14 protein-coding genes are annotated in these 19128 nt (G+C 67.0%); 12 read left to right on the top strand and 2 right to left on the bottom strand.

Going from position 1 to position 19128, the window contains the following annotated elements; genetic code table 11:
* The first annotated feature begins 89 nt into the window (after window positions 1–89).
* The 11 genes from nusA (at window position 90) to B5E42_RS17920 (ending at window position 11878) form a co-directional block, all read left to right on the top strand.
* Complete coding sequence (gene nusA, locus B5E42_RS17970) at window positions 90–1292, top strand: transcription termination factor NusA (protein ID WP_087242182.1); 1203 nt, start codon at window positions 90–92, stop codon at window positions 1290–1292.
* Window positions 1293–1463: 171 nt separating this feature from the next.
* Entirely contained in the window at window positions 1464–1739 is a 276-nt protein-coding gene (locus B5E42_RS17965; RefSeq protein ID WP_087242180.1) for a YlxR family protein, read from the top strand.
* Window positions 1732–2229, top strand: coding sequence for a 50S ribosomal protein L7 (locus tag B5E42_RS17960; protein WP_087242178.1), 498 nt, complete (start codon window positions 1732–1734; stop codon window positions 2227–2229). The genes B5E42_RS17965 and B5E42_RS17960 overlap by 8 nt, the downstream gene beginning before the upstream one ends.
* Before the next feature lie 92 nt (window positions 2230–2321).
* Window positions 2322–4724, top strand: a complete 2403-nt coding sequence (gene infB, locus B5E42_RS17955) for a translation initiation factor IF-2 (protein ID WP_087242176.1) — start codon at window positions 2322–2324, stop codon at window positions 4722–4724.
* A gap of 315 nt (window positions 4725–5039) precedes the next feature.
* Window positions 5040–5450: a hypothetical protein gene (locus tag B5E42_RS17950; RefSeq protein WP_087242174.1), complete on the top strand. Its 411-nt coding sequence runs from the start codon at window positions 5040–5042 to the stop codon at window positions 5448–5450.
* Window positions 5451–5485: 35 nt separating this feature from the next.
* Window positions 5486–5875: a 30S ribosome-binding factor RbfA gene (gene rbfA, locus B5E42_RS17945; RefSeq protein ID WP_087242172.1), complete on the top strand. Its 390-nt coding sequence runs from the start codon at window positions 5486–5488 to the stop codon at window positions 5873–5875.
* Between the two features lie 5 nt (window positions 5876–5880).
* A complete protein-coding gene (locus B5E42_RS17940; RefSeq protein WP_087242320.1) occupies window positions 5881–6831 on the top strand; it encodes a DHH family phosphoesterase in 951 nt (316 codons plus the stop codon).
* A gap of 546 nt (window positions 6832–7377) precedes the next feature.
* On the top strand, window positions 7378–8250 hold the full coding sequence (gene truB, locus B5E42_RS17935) for a tRNA pseudouridine(55) synthase TruB (RefSeq protein ID WP_087242170.1): 873 nt from the start codon (window positions 7378–7380) through the stop codon (window positions 8248–8250).
* A gap of 5 nt (window positions 8251–8255) precedes the next feature.
* Window positions 8256–9173, top strand: a complete 918-nt coding sequence (gene ribF, locus B5E42_RS17930; RefSeq protein WP_087242168.1) for a riboflavin biosynthesis protein RibF — start codon at window positions 8256–8258, stop codon at window positions 9171–9173.
* Between the two features lie 39 nt (window positions 9174–9212).
* Window positions 9213–10529 (top strand): DUF1576 domain-containing protein, encoded by a 1317-nt coding sequence (locus B5E42_RS17925; protein ID WP_087242166.1) that lies wholly within the window; start codon window positions 9213–9215, stop codon window positions 10527–10529.
* A 50-nt stretch (window positions 10530–10579) separates the two neighbouring features.
* A complete protein-coding gene (locus tag B5E42_RS17920) occupies window positions 10580–11878 on the top strand; it encodes a putative ABC transporter permease (protein ID WP_087242164.1) in 1299 nt (432 codons plus the stop codon).
* A 279-nt stretch (window positions 11879–12157) separates the two neighbouring features.
* On the opposite strand, the gene thiI is transcribed toward B5E42_RS17920, so the two are convergent.
* Together thiI and B5E42_RS17910 are read right to left on the bottom strand one after the other, a co-directional pair.
* A complete protein-coding gene (thiI, locus tag B5E42_RS17915; protein ID WP_087242162.1) occupies window positions 12158–13324 on the bottom strand; it encodes a tRNA uracil 4-sulfurtransferase ThiI in 1167 nt (388 codons plus the stop codon).
* 69 nt (window positions 13325–13393) lie between these two features.
* Window positions 13394–14911 carry a YifB family Mg chelatase-like AAA ATPase gene (locus B5E42_RS17910; RefSeq protein ID WP_087242160.1) on the bottom strand — a complete coding sequence of 506 codons (1518 nt, stop codon included), beginning with the start codon at window positions 14909–14911 and terminating at the stop codon, window positions 13394–13396.
* A 399-nt stretch (window positions 14912–15310) separates the two neighbouring features.
* On the opposite strand from B5E42_RS17910, the gene nifJ reads away from it, so the two are divergent.
* Entirely contained in the window at window positions 15311–18946 is a 3636-nt protein-coding gene (gene nifJ, locus B5E42_RS17905; RefSeq protein ID WP_087242158.1) for a pyruvate:ferredoxin (flavodoxin) oxidoreductase, read from the top strand.
* The last annotated feature ends 182 nt before the right edge of the window (window positions 18947–19128 follow it).

The following is a 19128-nucleotide window of genomic DNA, read 5'->3' as shown; positions in this document are numbered from 1 at the left end:
GCGGATATCATCCGCCCGCCGGATACAACCTGCCATACAGGGGCGCGCGGCGCGCGCCCGCGTGAGACGAGTGAGGAGATAGAACGATTATGCCGAAGAAGAACGCCAAAGCGCAGAAGACCAACGAGCTGGACGGGGCGGAGTTTTTCGCCGCCATCAACCTGATTGAGAAGGAGAAGGGCATCCCCAAGGCCTACATGCTGGAGAAGATCACCCAGGCCCTGGTCACCGCCTACAAGCGGGATCACGAGGGCGCGGGGGACAACGTGACGGTGGAGGCCGACGAGGAGAAGGGCACCGTGCGCATGTTCGTCAAGAAGGACGTGGTGGAGGAGGTGGATAACCCCTGCACCGAGATGAGCCTGGAGATGGCCCGGGATAAGCTGCCCCAGGCCCAGCTGGGCGACGTGATCCGCATCGAGGTGCGCACCCGGGACTTCGGCCGCATCGCCGCCCAGACCGCCCGCCAGGTGATCATCCAGGGCATGCGGGAGGCCGAGCGGGGCATGATCTATGACGAGTTCTCCTCCAAGGAGCACGAGCTGCTCACCGGCGTGATCACCCGCATCGACCCCCGCTCCGGCGGCGTGAGCCTGCGCATCGGCTCGGGCAACGAGGCCACCGAGGCCTTCCTGGCCCCCGGCGAGCAGGTCAAGGGCGAGGAGTACGTGGAGGGCATGCGCCTGCGGGTGTATGTGGTGGAGGTGCGCCGCTCCACCAAGGGGCCCCAGGTGCTCATCTCCCGCACCCACCCCGGCCTGGTCAAGCGCCTGTTCGAGCTGGAGGTGCCCGAGATCTACGACGGCACCGTGGAGGTCAAGTCCATCGCCCGGGAGGCGGGCAGCCGCACCAAGCTGGCCGTCTGGTCTGCCGATCCCGACGTGGACGCCATCGGCGCCTGCGTGGGCCCCCGGGGCCAGCGGGTGAACAACATCGTCAATGAGCTCAAGGGCGAGAAGGTGGACATCATCAAGTGGTCGGAGGATCCGGCCCAGTATATCGCCGCCGCCCTGTCCCCCGCCGACGTGGTCAGCGTGGACATCCACGAGGAGGGCAAGAGCTGCCGCGTGGTGGTGCCCGACGACCAGCTCTCCCTGGCTATCGGCAAGGAGGGCCAGAACGCCCGCCTGGCCGCCAAGCTCACCGGCTGGAAGATCGACATCAAGCCCGCCTCCGCCCCCGCCGACGAGGCGCCGGAGGACGAGGACGACGTGATCTTGGACGACGGGGACGAGATCATCGCCGACGAGGCGGAGGGCGGGGACGCCCCTGCCGCCGACACGGAGGAATAATATCGGGGCGCACAAGATGCGCCCATTCGCCCCATCACGGGGCCCCCACCGAAGCCCAGCGGCGTATGCCGCGGGTTCGGTGGGGAGAGGAGGAGCAGTGGAAGGAATGCGCTTTGCCGCTTGCGGCAAAGCAAATGATCTGAAACTTGCGACGACGAGGAGGTGGCGGAGATGCCCAAAAAGATCCCCATGCGTCAGTGCCTGGGGTGCCGGGAGATGAAGCCCAAGAAGGAGCTCATCCGGGTGGTGAAGAGCCCGGAGGGGGAGATCTCCCTGGACTTCAAGGGGAAGAAGCCGGGCCGGGGGGCCTACGTGTGCCCCAATCCGGAGTGCCTGAAGAAGGCGCGGAAGGCCCGGGCCCTGGAGCGGGCCTTCTCCGCCCCCATGCCCGACGGGGTGTACGACGCCCTGGAGGCGCAGATGCAGGCAGGTGACGGCGATGGATAGCGCGCTGCACCTGCTGGGCATCGCCCGCAAGGCCGGCCGGGCGGAGGTGGGGGAGGAGCCCGCCGGCGCCGCCTGCCGGGCAAGGCAGGCCAGGGTGCTGCTGGTGGCCGCCGACGCGGCGGACAACAGCGTCCGCCGGGCCGCCCGCTTCGCGGAGGCGGGCCAGGTGCCCTGGCTGAAAACCCCGTGGGACAAGGGAACCCTGGGCGGCGCGGTGGGGCGCACGGCCTGCGCCATGCTGGCCCTCACCGACGCGGGGCTGGCCGCCGCCTTGGTGGAGAAGCTGGCCCAGGCCGACCCGGACGCCTACGGCCCCGCGGCGGAGGCGCTGCGGGACAAGGCCGACAGGCAGCTCCAGCGCCAGCGGGAGCAGCGGGCCCATGAGAAGAAGCTGGAGCGGGCAAAGAAAAAGCCCTGGGCGCCCCCGCCCGCCGGGCGCGCCGCGCCGAAAAACCGGGGCCCCGGCAAGAAGAAAAAGAGGACGCCATGAGACGGCGAGAATACGTTTGCAACGACGTGGGTTTGTTCCAATAAGAAAGCGCAGCGGCGCCGCTGTGTTTTCCTATTGGTGCAGGCCCGCCAATGGAGGTGGCTTTTTTGCTGAACAACAAGTATCGCGTGCACGAGGTGGCCAAGGACTTCGGTAAGAACTCCAAGGAGATCACCGACATCCTGACCGAATATGCGACCACGCCCAAGAACCACATGCAGCCCCTGGACGACCGGGAGCTGTCCCTGATCTTTGAGTATCTGACCCAGCACAACCAGGTGGACAGCCTGGAGAGCATCTTTGCCGAGGTGTACCGGGAGCCCAAGCCCGCCCCCAAGGCGGAGCCGGCCAAGCCCGCCCAGGGCGGGCAGCAGCCCCAGGCCCAGAAGAGCGGCAAGGGCGGCCAGAACAACGGCGGCCAGGCCAGGCCCGCCGGCCAGAACGGCGGCCAGGCCCAGAATCAGGGCGGCCAGAAGCCGCCCCAGCAGCAGCCGGCCGCCAGCCGCCCCGGCGCCCGTGTCCCCGAGAAGAAGGTGGTGGACACCCGCAAGGGCGGCCAGGTGAACCTGGAGAAGTACGACCAGCGGCTGGAGGATCTGGCCGCCGGCAAGACCAAGCAGATGCAGGGCGGCAAGCAGAAGTTCCAGGGCCGCAGCCAGCGCAAGGGCGGCTTCCAGAGCGGCAAGCGCCGCCAGGAGGAGCAGGAGAAGATGCGCCGGCTCCAGCTGGAGATCGCCAAGAAGACCCCGCTGACCGTCAAGATCCCCGACGAGATCGGCGTGGGCGAGCTGGCCAGCCGCATGAAGAAGACCGGCGCCGAGGTGGTCAAGACCCTGATGAAGAACGGCGTCATGGCCTCCCTCAGCGACATCATCGACTTCGACACCGCCGCCATCATCGCCGAGGAGCTGGGCTGCAAGGTGGAGCACGAGGTGATCGTCACCATCGAGGAGAAGCTCATCGACACCGCCGAGGATAAGCCGGAGGATCTGGTGCCCCGCGCCCCCGTGGTGGTGGTCATGGGCCACGTGGACCACGGCAAGACCTCCCTGCTGGACTATATCCGCCACGCCCACGTGGCCGCCGGCGAGGCCGGCGGCATCACCCAGCACATCGGCGCCTACCAGGTGGAGGTGCAGGGCAAGACCATCACCTTCCTGGACACCCCCGGCCACGAGGCGTTCACCGCCATGCGGGCCCGCGGCGCCATGATCACCGACATCGCCATCCTGGTGGTGGCCGCCGACGACGGCATCATGCCCCAGACCGTGGAGTCTATCAACCACGCCAAGGCCGCCAACATCCCCATCATCGTGGCCATCAACAAGATGGATAAGCCGGAGGCCAACCCCGAGCGCATCAAGGAGCAGCTCACCAAGTACGAGCTGGTGCCCGAGGAGTGGGGCGGCGAGACCATCATCTGCCCCATCTCCGCCAAGACCGGCGAGGGCATCGACAACCTGCTGGAGATGGTCAACCTGACCGCCGAGATGCAGGAGCTGAAGGCCAACCCCAACCGCTCCGCCCACGGCGCGGTGATCGAGGCCCGGCTGGACAAGGGCCGCGGCCCCGTGGCCACCCTGCTGGTGCAGAACGGCACCCTGAAGCAGGGCGACGTGATCATCGCCGGCACGGCGGTGGGCCGCGTCCGCGCCATGACCAGCGCCAAGGGCGAGAAGCTCACCGAGGCCGGCCCCTCCGTGCCCGTGGAGATCATCGGCATGGGCGAGGTGCCCGACGCCGGCGACGACTTCCACGCCGTGGCCGACGAGCGCATGGCCCGGGAGCTGGCCGAGCAGCGTAAGCACGAGCAGAAGATGGCCTCCTCCGCCCCGGTGGGCAAGGTGAGCCTGGAGGATCTGTTCAGCCAGATCCAGGCCGGCGAGATGAAGAACCTGAACGTCATCGTCAAGGCCGACGTGCAGGGCTCCGCCGAGGCCGTCAAGGCCAGCCTGGAGAAGCTGTCCAACGAAGAGGTGCGGGTGCGGGTCATCCACTGCGCCGTGGGCGCCATCAACGAGTCCGACGTCATGCTGGCCACCACCTCCAACGCCATCATCGTGGGCTTCAACGTCCGGCCCGACCACAACGCCAAGGAGTCCGCCGGGCGCAACAAGGTGGATATGCGCATGTACCGGGTCATCTACGACTGCATCAACGAGATCGAGACCGCCATGAAGGGCATGCTCTCCCCCAAGTTCAAGGAAGTGGAGCTGGGCACCGCCGAGGTGCGCAACGTGTTCCGCATCACCGGCGTGGGCATGGTGGCCGGCTGCTACGTCACCGAGGGCAAGATGCAGCGGGGCGCCCAGATGCGCCTGCTGCGCGACAACATCGTCATCTACGACGGCGCCATCGCCTCCCTCCAGCGCTTCAAGGACTCCGTCAAGGAGGTGGCCCAGGGCTACGAGTGCGGCATCACCTTTGAAAAGTTCCAGGATATCAAAGAGGGCGACATTGTGGAAGCCTACCTGATGGAGCAGATTGAGGTGTAAAAAAGCCACCAAGATCTGTGCCAGGAAAACCGAACCGGAGCCCAGCGAAGCGGGTCCGGTTCGGAGAGGAGACACGGCGGAAGGAATGCGCTTTGCCGCCTGCGGCGAAGCGAGTGATCTGGAGCTTGTGTCGACGAGGCGGCCGTGGCCCTCAAAGCCCGTATCAAAGATCGGGGTTGACCTGCTGCCCCGCCCATGCGGGGCGGCGAGATACCCTTTCCCTGCCCGCCCTAACCCACAAACCCATACAGGCCCGTTCCGTCCCCAAGTCATTTGAGGAGGGGGCGGGCCTGTGCGTCTTTATAAGGAGAGCTTATGAGTGCTGTCACCCTGCTGTGCGCCGACCGGCCCCTGCCCCTGTACGACTCCGGCATCCGCCGGGTTGAGACCAGCTCCCACGGCGGGCATACGGTCAGCATTGAGACGAACGGATTCTCCGTGCAGGAGCACACATACTACCGGGAAGCGGTGGAAGATCTGGGCCTGGAGCTGAAGCCATACCAATATGAGCTGGATCTGCAGGCCACGGAGGGTGACGCGGCGGAGCTGCGGGCCTATCTGGAAAAGCACCTGCGCCCCGGCGAGGCCGTGGAGCTGTGGAGCCTGTGGGTAGGAGACGGCCCGACCCGGCCCCACCGCTTCGGCGGCAGGCTGGCCGACCTGGATTTGGATGCCATAAAGCAATTACACGAGCAGTTCCAGATCTGCTTAACCATCGAGAGATAGACCGGGGGCTGAGGCCCCCTGGAAAGGAGAACGCTATGCCGAGCAATCGCATCGGACGCATCAACGAGGAGATCCAGCGGGAGCTGGCCGCCCTCATCCGCACGGTGAAGGATCCCCGTGTCCACGGGCTGGTGTCCATCACGGCGGTGGACACCACCTCCGACCTGCGCTACGCCAGGATCTACGTCAGCGTACTGGACAAGAGCGACGTAAAAGAGGTGGTGAAGGGCCTGAAGTCCGCCGGGGGCTATCTGCGGCGGGAGCTGGGCCGGGCCCTCCAGCTGCGCTACACGCCGGAGCTGCAGTTTGTGGAGGACGACTCCATCGGCGCCGGCGCCCACATCCTGAGCATGCTCCGCGACCCGGAGGTGGTCAAGCCCGCCAACCCGGCCAACGAGCACATCCACCTGGAGGACGAGGAGTGAACGCCATGACCGTCACGGAAGCCGCCGCGTTCCTGCGGGAACACGACAATTACCTGATCCTCACCCATAAGCGGCCCGACGGGGACACCATCGGCTGCGCCGCCGGGCTGTGCCGGGGCCTGCGGGGGCTGGGCAAGACCGCCCATATCTGCCCCGGCACCGGGGCCACCCCCATCTTCCTGCCCTATCTGGAGGGCCTCATGGCCCCGGAGGGCTTCGCGCCGGACACGGTGGTCAGCGTGGACATCGCGGCCCGCAGCCTGTTCACCGACGCCGGCCGGCCCTGGCTGGAGCGGGGGATTGACCTGGCCGTCGACCACCACCCCTCCCAGGAGTTCTTTGCGCGCCAGACCTGCCTGGACGCCGGCCGGGCCGCCTGCGGGGAGCTGATCTACGACATCCTGAAAGAGCTGGGGCCTGTGACGGCCCACATGGCCGCCCCCCTGTATGTGGCCATCGCCACCGACACCGGCTGCTTCCAGTACAGCAGCACCACCGCCGCCACCCACCGGACGGCCGCCGCGCTGATGGACACCGGCCTGGACGTGTTCCCCCTGAACAAGAAGCACTTCCGCACCAAGACCTGGCCCCGCCTCCAGGTGGAGCGCCTGATCGTGGAGCGGATGCACCGCTACGACGGGGGGAAGATCGCCGTGGCCCCCGTGTCCCTGTCCCTCATGGAGGAGGCCGGGGCCGTGGAGGGGGACATGGAGGACATCGCCGCCTTCCTGGGCCAGATCGAGGGGGTTGAGACCTCCGTCACCATCCGGGAGCTGGCCGAGGGGGGCTGCAAGCTCTCCGTGCGCACCAGCGGCGGGCTCAACGCCTCGTCGGTGTGCGCCCTGCTGGGGGGCGGCGGCCACGCCGCCGCCGCCGGCTGCACCGTGCCCGGCGGCCTGGCCGAGGCCGAGGCCGCCATTTTAGCCGCCATCCGGCAGGTACAGGCGGAGGCGTAGGGGCGGATATTATCCGCCCGCGTTCCCGCTGACGCACTCCCCAGGGGCGCGGCGGCCCGGCGCGCCGCCTGTGGGGGTATGACAACAGCCCGGCCCGTTTCATGGGGCCCCCGCGCGAGCCCAGCGGCTGTGCCGCGGGTCGTGTGGGGAGAAGGAGGCCCAGCGGAGGGAATGAGCTTTCGCGTTTACGCGGAAGCGAACGATCCGCAGCTTGGGCCGACGATGTGGGGCGCGACGACCTCGGCGCGCCATCCACCTGCCGGGGTGCCCCCGAGGGCGCGCCTGCGCCGCGCATCCATACGGCAGAGACTTTATTTTTCGCACCCGGAGGTCAGCCATGCCAAACGGAATCATCATCATCGACAAGCCCCGGGACTGGACTTCCATGGACGTGTGCATCCCACAGACGCACGCGTCTGCGGGAACCCTATGATTATTACATCCTCGGCGGAAATGAATTCCGCCTGCGGCGAGGTTTTCGCCGGGGCGAAAACGCTCGGACGGCGCAAAAGCGCCGATGCTTGGCGCACAGGGAGGCTTCTGCGTATGCCAAACGGAATCATTATCATCGACAAGCCCCGGGACTGGACTTCCATGGACGTGTGCGCCAAGCTGCGGGGGATTTTCCGCGAGAAGCGGGTGGGCCACGCCGGCACCCTGGATCCCATGGCCACCGGCGTACTGCCGGTGTTCATCGGCCGGGCCACCCGGGCGGTGGAGTTCGCCAGTGAATCCGAAAAGGAATATCTGGCGGAGATAAAACTGGGCGTTGTCACCAACACCCAGGATACCACCGGCGAAATCCTGGAGAAGCGCCCTGTGTCCGTCACCCGGGAAGAGCTGGAGGGGGCCCTGGCCCATTTCCGGGGGAATATCCTCCAGATCCCCCCCATGTACTCCGCCATCAAGCGGGACGGCAAAAAGCTCTACGAGCTGGCCCGGGCGGGGAAGGAGGTGGAGCGGCCCCCCCGGCCGGTGACCATCCACGCCCTGGAGGCGGGGGAGCAGACCGGGCCGGACACCTACACCCTGCGGGTGCGGTGCTCCAAGGGCACCTACGTGCGCACCCTGTGCCACGACATCGGGCAGGCCCTGGGCTGCGGCGGGTGCATGTCCGCCCTGCGGCGCACCGGGGCCGCCGGCTTCACCCTGGCCGACGCGGTGACGCTGGAGGCGGTGCAGGCCGCCCCCGATCCCGCGGCTCTGCTCCGGCCGGTGGACGGCTGCTTCTACGGGTATGACGCGGTGGAGATCACCGGCCGGGCCCTGTCCAGGGCCAGGAACGGCAACCCCTTCCCCTGCCCGGCCGGCGTGCCGGACGGGGTCTACCGGTTCTACGGCCCCGGCGGGGAGTTCCTGCTGCTGGGCCGGTGCCAGGCGGGGACGGCCACCACCATCAAGAGCTTTTTCGAGGTGTAAGCGCAATGCAGACTGAAAAACGAGTCATTGCCCTGGGCTTCTTCGACGGTGTGCACCTGGGCCACGGGGCCCTGCTGCGCCGGGTGGGGGAGAAGGCCCTGGAGCTGGGGGCCGTGCCGGCGGCGGTGACCTTTGACACCCACCCGGAGAACCTGATTTTGAAAACCCCGGCGGTGCCCCTGCTCAGCTCCCCCCTGGATCGGGCGGAGCTGATGCGCCGGTGCTACGGCATCCGGGAGGTGATCGTGGCCCACTTTGACGAGCGGATGATGCACATGCCCTGGCGGGAGTTCGTCACCGGCTATCTGGCGGCGGAGCACGGGGCGGTGCACCTGGTGGCGGGCCACGACTTCCACTTCGGCTACAAGGGGGAGGGCAACCCGGAGCGGCTGCGGGCGCTGTGCGGCCAGCTGGGCATCGGCTGCGACATCATCCCCAAGGTGGAGAAGGATCACATCACCATCTCCTCCACCTACATCCGCACCCTCATCGCCCAGGGGGAGATGGAGCGGGCCAACCAGTTCCTGGGCCACCCCCACACCCTGACGGACACGGTGGCCCACGGCAAGAAGCTGGGCTCCACCCTGGGGTTCCCCACGGTGAACCTCCACTTCCAGCCCGGCGTGCTGGTGCCCGCCCACGGGGTGTACGCCACCCGGGTCTACTTCGAGAACGGGGAGAGCCGCCCGGCGGTGACCAACATCGGGGTGCGCCCCACGGTGGACGACGGCGACCGGGTGACGGTGGAGGGGTACATCCTGGACTTCCACGGGGATCTCTACGGCCAGACCATCCGCATGGAGTTCTACAAGCGCCTGCGGGGGGAGCGGAAGTTCGACAGCCTGGAGGCCCTGAAGGCGGAGGTCATGCACAACGCCCAACAGACCAAGGAGTATTTTGACCGGCAGAACGCAGCCCAATAAGTCAATCGGAGCCACCCACCGGAAGAAAGGGGTCACGGCATGCGGTATTCAAAAATCTATCCCGCCTCGCTCTGCTTCTGCGTCTTTCTGGCGGCGGTGGGGGTGATGCTGGGCGATCCGGCCCAGATTATCCCCGGCATCCGCACCATCATCCTCATGGAGGACGCGCTCATCACCGACTACATCCAGATCGCCGGTATCTCCGCGGCCTTTGTCAATTCCGCCCTGGTGACCCTCATCAGCGTGGGCCTGCTCTGGCTGTGCAGGGAGGCCCCCAACGGCTTCACCATGGTGGAGCTGGGCCTCATGGCCGGCTTCGCCCTCTTCGGCAAGAACATCGCCAACATCTGGCCCATCATCGCCGGCACCTTCCTCTACGCCAAGGTGCGGCGGGAGCCCTTCGGCAAGTATGTGTCCATCGCCCTGCTGGCCACCGCCCTGGCGCCGGTGGTCAGCTACGTGGCCATCGACAACGGCTTCGGCAACCTGTGGTGGGGCATCGGGGTGGGGGTGCTCATCGGCTTTGTGCTGCCCCCCCTGTCGGCCTACACCTACAAGATCCAGAACGGCATGAACCTGTACAACATGGGCTTTGCCTGCGGCGTGCTGGCCATGATCCTGGTGCCGGTGATGAGCTCCCTGGGGGCGGATCCCAACATCGCCAGCCACTGGTCTACGGGCAACAACCTGCCCCTGGCCCTGGCCCTGGGGGCTTTGTGCGCCGTGCTGATCCTCACCGGCCTGTTCCTGTGCGGACGGCCGGCCTGGGCGGCCTGGGCGGGGTACCGGCGGCTGCTGCTCACCACCGGCCGGGCCCCCAGCGACTACCTGCGCATGTTCGGCGCCGCGCCGGTGCTCCTCAACACCGGCATCAACGGCCTTATCGGCATGCTCTTCATCCTGGCCACCGGCGGGGATCTCAACGGCCCCACCCTGGGGGGCATCTTCGCCATCATGGGCTTCTCCGCCTTCGGCAAGCACGCCCGCAACATCCTGCCCATCATGGTGGGCGTGGTCATCGGCGGCGTGTGCATGCACTGGCGCATCAACAACCCGTCGGTGCAGCTGGCCATGCTGTTCGGCACCACCCTGGCCCCCATCTCGGGCTACTTCGGCTGGCCCTTCGGCATCCTGGCCGGCTTCCTCCACTCCTCGGTGGTGCTCCACGCCGGCACCCCGGTGGAGGGCGTCAACCTCTACAACAACGGCTATTCCGGCGGCCTGCTGGCCATCGTGCTCTACCCCCTGCTCACCGAGGCCATCCGCCACCGCAGGCCGGAGCTGGAGGACAAGGACTACTTCGACGTCATGGAGCACGATGAGCCCCAGATCCCCCCGCCCGCACGGCGGCGGTGAGCCGCCGCTGACCTCCGCGCGCCCTGTGCGGCGCGAGAAAGGTGGAGTCCATGACTCTGTTTAACCTGCTGTGGCTGTTCTTCTGCTACGCCTTCCTGGGCTGGGTGCTGGAGACGGCCCTGGCCGCGGTCAGGCAGCGGCGCTATGTGGATCGCAGCGTCCTCTTCGGCCCCTGGTGCGCGTCCTACGGCCTCACCGCCGTGGTGCTGTCCGAGGGCCTGACCGAGCTGCGGGGCAGCTGGTTCTTCCTCTTCCTGGGCTGCGCCGTGGCCGCCACGGTGGTGGAGTGGATCTCCGGCCACCTGCTGGAGAAGGCCACCCACACCCGCTGGTGGGACTACTCCGGCCGGAAGTGGAACCTGGACGGCTACATCTGCTTCACCGCCTCCCTGGTGTGGGGCGCCCTGGGCCTTATCGCCGTGCAGTGGGGCAACCCCCTGCTGCTGGCCCTGTATGAGCTCATCCCCCCGCTGGTGCGGGAGATCCTTCTGCTGGTGCTGGTGTGCATCCTGGCGGCGGACGTGTTGGGTACCCTGCTCACCCTGCTGGGGGTGCGCAGCGTCCTGCCCCCGGTGGAGCGGCTCAACAACCGCCTGGCCGCCCTGTCGGTGCGCATGGGGGAGTGGATCCTCCGCCACACCGAGGGGCGCATCCAAAAGGCCTATCCCCGGGCGGACTTCGTCCGGCGGAAAGAGGCCGTCAAGGTCAATCCCTTTACCAAAGGCGCCAGCTTCTACAGCATCCTGCTGCTGTTCTACATCGGCGGCGTGTGCGGCGATCTGGCGGAGACCCTGTTCTGCCGCGTCCGCCTGGGCTGGTGGATGAGCCGCTCCAGCGTGGTGTGGGGCCCCTTCAGCATCGTGTGGGGCCTGGCCCTGGCGGCGGCCACCCTGCTGCTGTACAAGTACCGGGAGCGCTCGGCCAGCTTCTTCTTCGTGGCGGGCACCCTGCTGGGCGGCCTGTACGAGTACCTGTGCAGCGTGTTTACCGAGCTGGCCTTCGGCACCGTGTTCTGGGACTACAGCGCCATCCCCTTCAACCTGGGCGGGCGCATCAACCTGCTCTACTGCTTCTTCTGGGGCTTTGCCGCCGTGGCCTGGTTCAAGGGGCTCTACCCCGTCCTGGCCCGGTGGATCGCCAAAATCCCCGCCCGGCCGGGCAAGCTCCTGGTGTGGGCCCTGACGGTGTTCATGGCGGTGAACATGGTCTTCAGTGCCGCGGCCCTGACCCGGTACAGCCAGCGCGCCGCCGGGGAGCCGGCCGACCAGCCCTGGCAGGTGTGGATGGACGAGCACTACAACGACGACGTGATGTACCGCATCTACCCCTACGCCAAAATGACCGGATAACAAGACGCCCCGGGCGGCGGCGTCTCAAAAAAGTGGCGAAGCCACTTTTTTGAGAAGAATTGCATGGCGGAAGATGCTCGATTTCTTGCGAAATTGTCGCCCCTTCCGCCATGAGAAGTGTCATTTCCGAGGCACATGTCCCCGGAAATGACAGATTTTGACTTTATTCCTGCGGCTACGGCCGCAGGAACTCTGCGAGGCTTTTCCTTGTGGGAGGTTTTCGACAGCAAGACGCCCCGGGCGGCCAACGGCCGCCCGGGGCGTCTCTCGTTCTGTGGGTTACACGCGGATGCGCTCGATGCCGTCCGCCGCGGCGGCCACCAGGCCGTCCACGTCCAGGGCGGACTCGGCGGCCTCCAGCTCCCCCAGCATGGGGTGGAGCCGGGGGTGCCGGGGGGTGAATACGGTGCAGCAGTCCTCGTAGGGGAGGATGGAGGTCTCAAAGGTGCCGATCTTCCGGGCGATGCGGACGATCTCCTCCTTGTCCATGCCCACCACCGGCCGGAGGATGGGCAGGGTGGTGACGGCGGTGGTGGCCCGCATGGCGTCCATGGTCTGGCTGGCCACCTGGCCCAGGCTCTCACCGGTGACGATGGCCCCGGCGCCGCACCGCTGGGCCACCTGCTCGGCGATGCGCATCATGAACCGGCGCATGAGGACGGTGAACAGCTCCTCGGGGCACCTGCGGCGCAGCTCCTCCTGGATGGCGGTGAAGGGCACCACGTGGACGGTGAGCCGTCCGCACCAGGGGGTGAGGATCTTGGCCAGATCCAGCACCTTCTGCTTGGCCTCCTCGGAGGTGTAGGGGTAGGAGAAGAAGTGCACCATGTCCAGGGCGATGCCCCGCTTGGCGATCATCCAGGAGGCCACCGGGGAGTCGATGCCGCCGGACAGCAGGCTCACCGCCCGGCCGCCCACCCCCACCGGCAGGCCGCCGGCGCCGGGCTCCGGATCGGCGTGGACGTAGGCGGCATAGTCCCGCACCTCCAGGTGCACCGTCAGCTCCGGATGGCGCACGTCCACCTTCAGGTTGGGGTATTTCTCGTCCAGCTCGCCCCCCACGTACTGGGACAGCTGGATGGAGGTCATGGGGAAGCTCTTGTCCGCCCGCTTGGACTCCACCTTGAAGGTGTGGGCGGCGGAGAGCTTGTCCCCCAGGTACTCGATGGCGGTCTGGAGCATGGCGTCCGCGTCCTTCTCACAGGCCCGGGCCCGGGACAGGCCCACCACGCCGAACAGGCGCTTCATGGCCTCCCACGCGCCGTCCAGGTCGCAGCTGTCGTCCTGGGGCTCCACATACATGGTGGACTGCTTGGTGTATACCTTGAATTTGCCGTGGGCCTGGAGCCGGCGGCGGGCGTTGGCGATGAGCCGGTCTTCAAAGGTGCGCCGGTTCAGGCCCTTGAGCACCAGCTCCCCCAGCTTCAGCAGAATAATCTCGTTCATCTCTCATCGGATTCCTTTCCAAAAGTCTCATTATTATATCCAATTTGGGTATTTTTGTCCAGCCCGGCCCTATCGGCGCAGATAGGCGCTCTCCCGGTACTGGACGGCCTCGGCCAGGTGCTCCACGCCGATGTCCGCCGCGCCGTCCAGATCGGCGATGGTGCGGGCCACCCGGAGGATGCGGTCATAGCTCCGGGCGGTGAGGCCCATGCGCTGGAAGGCCCCCTTCATGACGGCCTGGCCGTCGGCGTCCAGGGCGCAGTACGCCGCCAGCTCCGCCGGGCCCATGTGGGCGTTGCAGGACGGGCCGTCCGGGCCGAAGCGGGCGGCCTGCACCGCCCGGGCCGCCTCCACCCGGGCCCGGATGACGGCGGAGGGCTCCGCCGCCGGCCGGCGGGAGAGCTCGTCAAAGTCCAGGGGAGGCACCTCGGCGTACAGGTCGATGCGGTCCAGCAGGGGGCCGGACAGCTTGCCCAGGTACTTCTCCACGTCCCTGGGGGAGCAGCGGCACCGGCTGCCGTAGCCGTACCAGCCGCACTTGCAGGGGTTCATGGCGCACACCAGCATGAAGCGGGCGGGGAAGCGCTCGCTGCCCGCCGAGCGGCTGATGGTGACCCACCCCTCCTCCAGGGGCTGGCGGAGCACCTCCAGCACGTCCTTGTGGAACTCGGGCAGCTCGTCCAGGAAGAGCACCCCGTTGTGGGCCAGGGAGATCTCCCCCGGCCGGGGCACGGGGGTGCCGCCGCCGGCCATGCCGGTGGATGAGATGGTGTGGTGGGGGGCGCGGAAGGGCCGCTGCACCAGCAGGGGGCGCTGGGCGCTGGTGAGGCCCATCACCGAGTGGACGGCGGTGGCCTCCAGGGCCTCTCGCCGGCTCAGCTCCGGCAGGATGGAGGGCAGGCGGCGGGCCAGCATGGACTTGCCCGAGCCCGGCGGGCCCACCATGGCGATGTTGTGGCCCCCGGCGGCGGCGATCTCCAGGGCCCGCTTGGCGCTCTCCTGGCCCTTCACGTCGGCGAAGTCGGGGGCCTCCCCCGCCTCCGCCCCCGGTGTCCAGGGGGCGGCAGGGGCGATGGGCGCCTCCCCCCGCAGGTGGGCCACCAGGGCGGCCACGCTCTCCACCGGGTAGACCTCCATGCCGCCGGCCAGGGTGGCCTCGGCGGCGGAGGGGGCGGGGACGTACAGCCGCTTCACCCCCGCCTCCCGGGCGGCCAGGGCCATGGGCAGCATGCCCGCCACCGGCCGCAGGGTGCCGGACAGGGACAGCTCCCCCACAAAGGCGCTGTCCGGCCCGTCCAGGCGCAGCTGCCCCCCGGCGGCCAGGATGCCCACCAGCATGGGCAGGTCGTACACCGTGCCCACCTTCCGCCGGTCTGCCGGGGCCAGGTTCACCGTGATGCGGGACACGGGGAAGGGGAAGCCGCAGTTGCGGATGGCGGCGCGCACCCGGTCCCGGGCCTCCTTCACCGCCGCGTCGGGCAGGCCCACCACCTCAAAGGCGGGCAGCCCGGGGGACAGATCGCACTCCGCCTTCACCTCATAGCCCGCAATTCCGCTCAACCCCAGGGAGCGCACCTCACAGAGCATGCCACCGCCGCCCTTCCTTTTTTTTATAGTATAGCATGAAAAAAGGGGGCCTGCCAAGGGGGTGGAAGGGGGGAAGAGCGGAGTGTGGATAAACTGCATATTTTAGCCCTTCTAGTTTAGTTAGTTATAGCTAATATCAAAAGTTTTTCCGCAAAACGCCCCAAAAAAGCGGATCATTTTTTCTAATTCAGGAACAAAAAAGAAAAATTAAATTTGGAGGGCAGAATGGATTTACAAACGGGAAAGATGGTGTTACAATGAAGGCGCTTAAACGGCCTACCGGCAGGTAAGCCGCGGCAAAAACCGCCAGGGTAATGGGAATCGGGCCCGGCCGGACCGGCGGCGGGGACGGATTCCCATTGCCCTGGAGCGACAGACAAAGAGGAGGAATCGTTTCAAATGGCTAGAAAGCTGAAAACGATGGACGGCAACACCGCCGCCGCCCATGTGTCCTACGCCTTCACCGAGGTGGCGGGCATCTACCCCATCACCCCCTCCAGCCCCATGGCCGACAATGTGGATCAGTGGGCTGCCCAGGGCCGCAAGAACATCTTCGGCACCACCGTCAAGGTCATTGAGATGCAGTCCGAGGCCGGCGCCGCCGGCACCGTCCACGGCTCTCTGGCCGCCGGTGCGCTGACCACCACCTACACCGCGTCCCAGGGCCTGCTGCTCATGATCCCCAACATGTACAAGCTGGCCGGCGAGCTGCTGCCCGCCGTGTTCCACGTGTCCGCCCGTACCGTGGCTACCCACGCGCTGAACATCTTCGGCGACCACTCCGACGTCATGGCCTGCCGCCAGACCGGCTTTGCCATGCTGTGCGAGTCCAACCCCCAGGAGGTCATGGATCTGGGCGCCGTGGCCCACCTGGCCGCCATCAAGGGCCGCGTCCCCTTCCTGAACTTCTTTGACGGCTTCCGCACCTCCCACGAGATCCAGAAGATCGCCATCTGGGACAACGAGGATCTGGCCGACATGGTGGACATGGACGCGGTGGAGGCCTTCCGCAAGCGCGCCCTCAACCCTGAGCATCCCGTGATGCGCGGCTCCCACGAGAACGGCGACATCTTCTTCCAGCACCGCGAGGCCGCCAACAAGTACTACGACGCCGTCCCCGGCATTGTCGAGGAGTACATGGGCAAGGTCAACGCCAAGCTGGGCACCAACTATCAGCTGTTCAACTACTACGGCGCCCCCGACGCTGACCGCGTGATCATCGCCATGGGCTCCATCTGCGACGTGGCCGAGGAGGTCATCGACTACCTGAACGCCCACGGCGAGAAGGTGGGCCTGGTGAAGGTGCGCCTGTACCGCCCCTTCCGCGCCGACAAGCTACTGGAGGCCATTCCCGCCACCGCCACCAAGATCGCCGTGCTCGACCGCACCAAGGAGCCCGGCGCCCAGGGCGACCCCCTGTACCTGGACGTGGTCACCGCCTTCGCCAACGCCGGCCGGCAGGCCACCATCATCGGCGGCCGCTACGGCCTGGGCTCCAAGGACACCCCGCCCAGCAACGTGTTCGCCGTGTATGAGGAGCTGACCAAGGCCGAGCCCAAGCGCCAGTTCACCGTGGGCATCGTGGACGACGTGACCTTCACCTCCCTGGAGGAGAAGCCCTCCCCCAACACCGCGGCCCCCGGCACCATCGAGTGCAAGTTCTGGGGCCTGGGCGGCGACGGCACCGTGGGCGCCAACAAGAACTCCATCAAGATCATCGGCGACCACACCGACAAGTACGTGCAGGCCTACTTCCAGTACGACTCCAAGAAGACCGGCGGCGTGACCATCAGCCACCTGCGCTTCGGCGATGAGCCCATCCGCGCCCCCTACTACATCAACAAGGCCGACTTCGTGGCCTGCCACGTGCCCGCCTACATCGTCAAGGGCTTCCCCATGGTTCGCGACGTGAAGGACGGCGGCGTGTTCCTCATCAACTGCCAGTGGTCTGACGAGGAGCTGGATCACCACATGCCCGCCGTGGCCAAGCGCTACATCGCCGAGCACAACATCCAGGTCTACACCATCAACGCCATCGACCTGGCCATCGAGATCGGCATGGGCAAGCGCACCAACACCATCCTGCAGTCCGCCTTCTTCGCCCTGGCCAAGGTGATGCCCGAGACCGAGGCCATCGGCTACATGAAGGACGCCGCCACCCACTCCTACCTGAAGAAGGGCCAGGACGTGGTGGATATGAACCACAAGGCCATCGACATCGGCGCCACCGCCTTCCACAAGTTTGAGGTTCCCGCCTCCTGGGCCACCGCCGAGGACAAGCCCGTGGCCGAGCACCTGGAGGGCGACGCCGCCACCGTCAAGATGGTCAAGGAGATCATGGAGCCCGTGGGCCGCATGGACGGCGACTCCCTGCCCGTGTCCGCCTTCGCCAACGGCCATGAGGACGGCACCTTCTGCCAGGGCGCTTCCGCCTACGAGAAGCGCGGCGTGGCCGTCACCGTGCCCGAGTGGGACGCCTCCAAGTGCATCCAGTGCAACCAGTGCTCCTACGTCTGCCCCCACGCCACCATCCGCCCCTACGCCCTCACCGAGGAGGAGGCCAAGAACGCCCCCGCCGCCGCCAAGATCGTGGACATCAAGGCCGGCAAGGGCAAGGGCGAGTACAAGTTCGCCATCGCCATCTCCCCCCTGGACTGCATGGGCTGCTCCGTGTGCGTGAGCACCTGCCCCGTCAAGGCCCTGGAGATGAAGCCCCAGGAGTCCCAGGCCGAGCAGCAGGCCGTGTTTGACTACATGGTGGCCAAGGTTGCCCCCAAGGCCGACATGGAGGACACCAAGACCGTCAAGGGCAGCCAGTTCAAGCAGCCCCTGCTGGAGTTCTCCGGCTCCTGCGCCGGCTGTGCCGAGACCGCCTATGCCCGCCTGGTGACCCAGGTGTGCGGCGACCGGATGTACATCACCAACGCCACCGGCTGCTCCTCCATCTGGGGCGGCCCGGCTGCCACCTCTCCCTACACCGTCAACAAGGAGGGCAAGGGCCCCGCCTGGGCCAACTCCCTGTTTGAGGACAACGCCGAGCACGGCCTGGGCCTGTTCCTGGGCCAGAAGGCCATCCGCGACCGGCTGGCCGCCAAGACCCGCGACCTGCTGAATGTGTCCTGGTGCTCCGCCGCCATCAAGGAGGCCGGCCAGAAGTGGCTGGACACCATGAACGACGGCGAGGCCAACGGCGAGGCCGCCAAGGCCTACATCGCCGCCCTGGAGGACGGCCTGTGCACCGTGGATGAGCTGTGCGCCTGCCCCGACGCCAAGCTGGCCGCCCACGGCCAGGAGCTGAAGGCCGCCGGCAAGCAGTTCTGCGACTGCGACGCCTGCAAGCTGGCCGCTGAGATTCTCCAGGAGAAGGAGTACCTGAACAAGAAGTCCATCTGGATCTTCGGCGGCGACGGCTGGGCCTACGACATCGGCTACGGCGGCCTGGATCACGTCATCGCCTCCGGCGAGGATGTGAACATCTTCGTGTTCGACACCGAGGTGTACTCCAACACCGGCGGCCAGGCCTCCAAGGCCTCCAACATCGGCCAGGTGGCCCAGTTCGCGGCCGCCGGCAAGACCCAGCCCAAGAAGAGCCTGGCGGAGATCGCCATGCAGTACGGCTACGTCTACGTGGCCCAGGTGGCCATGGGCGCCAACCCCAACCAGACCCTGAAGGCCATCACCGAGGCCGAGGCCTATCACGGCCCCTCCCTGGTCATCGGCTACGCCCCCTGTGAGATGCACTCCATCAAGGGCGGCATGGCCAACTGCCAGATGGAGATGAAGAAGGCCGTGGAGTGCGGCTACTGGAACCTGTTCCGGTTCAACCCCGCCCTGAAGGCCGAGGGCAAGAACCCCTTCACCCTGGACTCCAAGGCCCCCGCCGGCGGCTATCAGGAGTTCCTGATGAACGAGGCCCGCTACTCCTCCCTGACCCGCGCCTTCCCCGAGCGCGCCAAGGAGCTCTTCGCCGAGAACGAAGAGGCCGCAAAGGCCCGCTACGAGCACCTGACCCGTCTCGTCGAGCTGTACAAGTAATCAAGTTTGCGCAAGGGCCCCGGACTTCTGTCCGGGGCCCGTTCTATATGGCGGCCTCTTCGGGGGCCCCGCCACAGGCGGGGCGCGCCGCAAGGCGCGTCCAAGCGTTTTGCCGAAGGCAAAACCTCGGCGCAGGGGCAATTCACTTGCCCCGAGCATGTGAAATCAAATAGGGGCTCCCG

The organism is Flavonifractor sp. An10 (assembly GCF_002161215.1).
GTDB classification, from domain to species: Bacteria; Bacillota; Clostridia; order Oscillospirales; family Oscillospiraceae; genus Flavonifractor; species Flavonifractor avistercoris.
The sequence above is the reverse complement of the archived record's forward strand: the minus strand, read 5'-3'. Positions and strand labels throughout refer to the sequence as shown.

Excerpts from the sequence above, each read along its gene's own strand:
- B5E42_RS17925 (WP_087242166.1), top strand. The coding sequence starts at position 9,213 with ATGCGGTATTCAAAAATCTATCCCGCCTCGCTCTGCTTCTGCGTCTTT.
- thiI (WP_087242162.1), bottom strand. The coding sequence starts at position 13,324 with ATGAACGAGATTATTCTGCTGAAGCTGGGGGAGCTGGTGCTCAAGGGC.
- nusA (WP_087242182.1), top strand. The coding sequence starts at position 90 with ATGCCGAAGAAGAACGCCAAAGCGCAGAAGACCAACGAGCTGGACGGG.
- B5E42_RS17910 (WP_087242160.1), bottom strand. The coding sequence starts at position 14,911 with ATGCTCTGTGAGGTGCGCTCCCTGGGGTTGAGCGGAATTGCGGGCTAT.
- infB (WP_087242176.1), top strand. The coding sequence starts at position 2,322 with ATGGAGGTGGCTTTTTTGCTGAACAACAAGTATCGCGTGCACGAGGTG.
- truB (WP_087242170.1), top strand. The coding sequence starts at position 7,378 with ATGCCAAACGGAATCATTATCATCGACAAGCCCCGGGACTGGACTTCC.
- nifJ (WP_087242158.1), top strand. The coding sequence starts at position 15,311 with ATGGCTAGAAAGCTGAAAACGATGGACGGCAACACCGCCGCCGCCCAT.
- ribF (WP_087242168.1), top strand. The coding sequence starts at position 8,256 with ATGCAGACTGAAAAACGAGTCATTGCCCTGGGCTTCTTCGACGGTGTG.
- B5E42_RS17965 (WP_087242180.1), top strand. The coding sequence starts at position 1,464 with ATGCCCAAAAAGATCCCCATGCGTCAGTGCCTGGGGTGCCGGGAGATG.
- B5E42_RS17960 (WP_087242178.1), top strand. The coding sequence starts at position 1,732 with ATGGATAGCGCGCTGCACCTGCTGGGCATCGCCCGCAAGGCCGGCCGG.
- B5E42_RS17940 (WP_087242320.1), top strand. The coding sequence starts at position 5,881 with ATGACCGTCACGGAAGCCGCCGCGTTCCTGCGGGAACACGACAATTAC.
- B5E42_RS17950 (WP_087242174.1), top strand. The coding sequence starts at position 5,040 with ATGAGTGCTGTCACCCTGCTGTGCGCCGACCGGCCCCTGCCCCTGTAC.
- B5E42_RS17920 (WP_087242164.1), top strand. The coding sequence starts at position 10,580 with ATGACTCTGTTTAACCTGCTGTGGCTGTTCTTCTGCTACGCCTTCCTG.
- rbfA (WP_087242172.1), top strand. The coding sequence starts at position 5,486 with ATGCCGAGCAATCGCATCGGACGCATCAACGAGGAGATCCAGCGGGAG.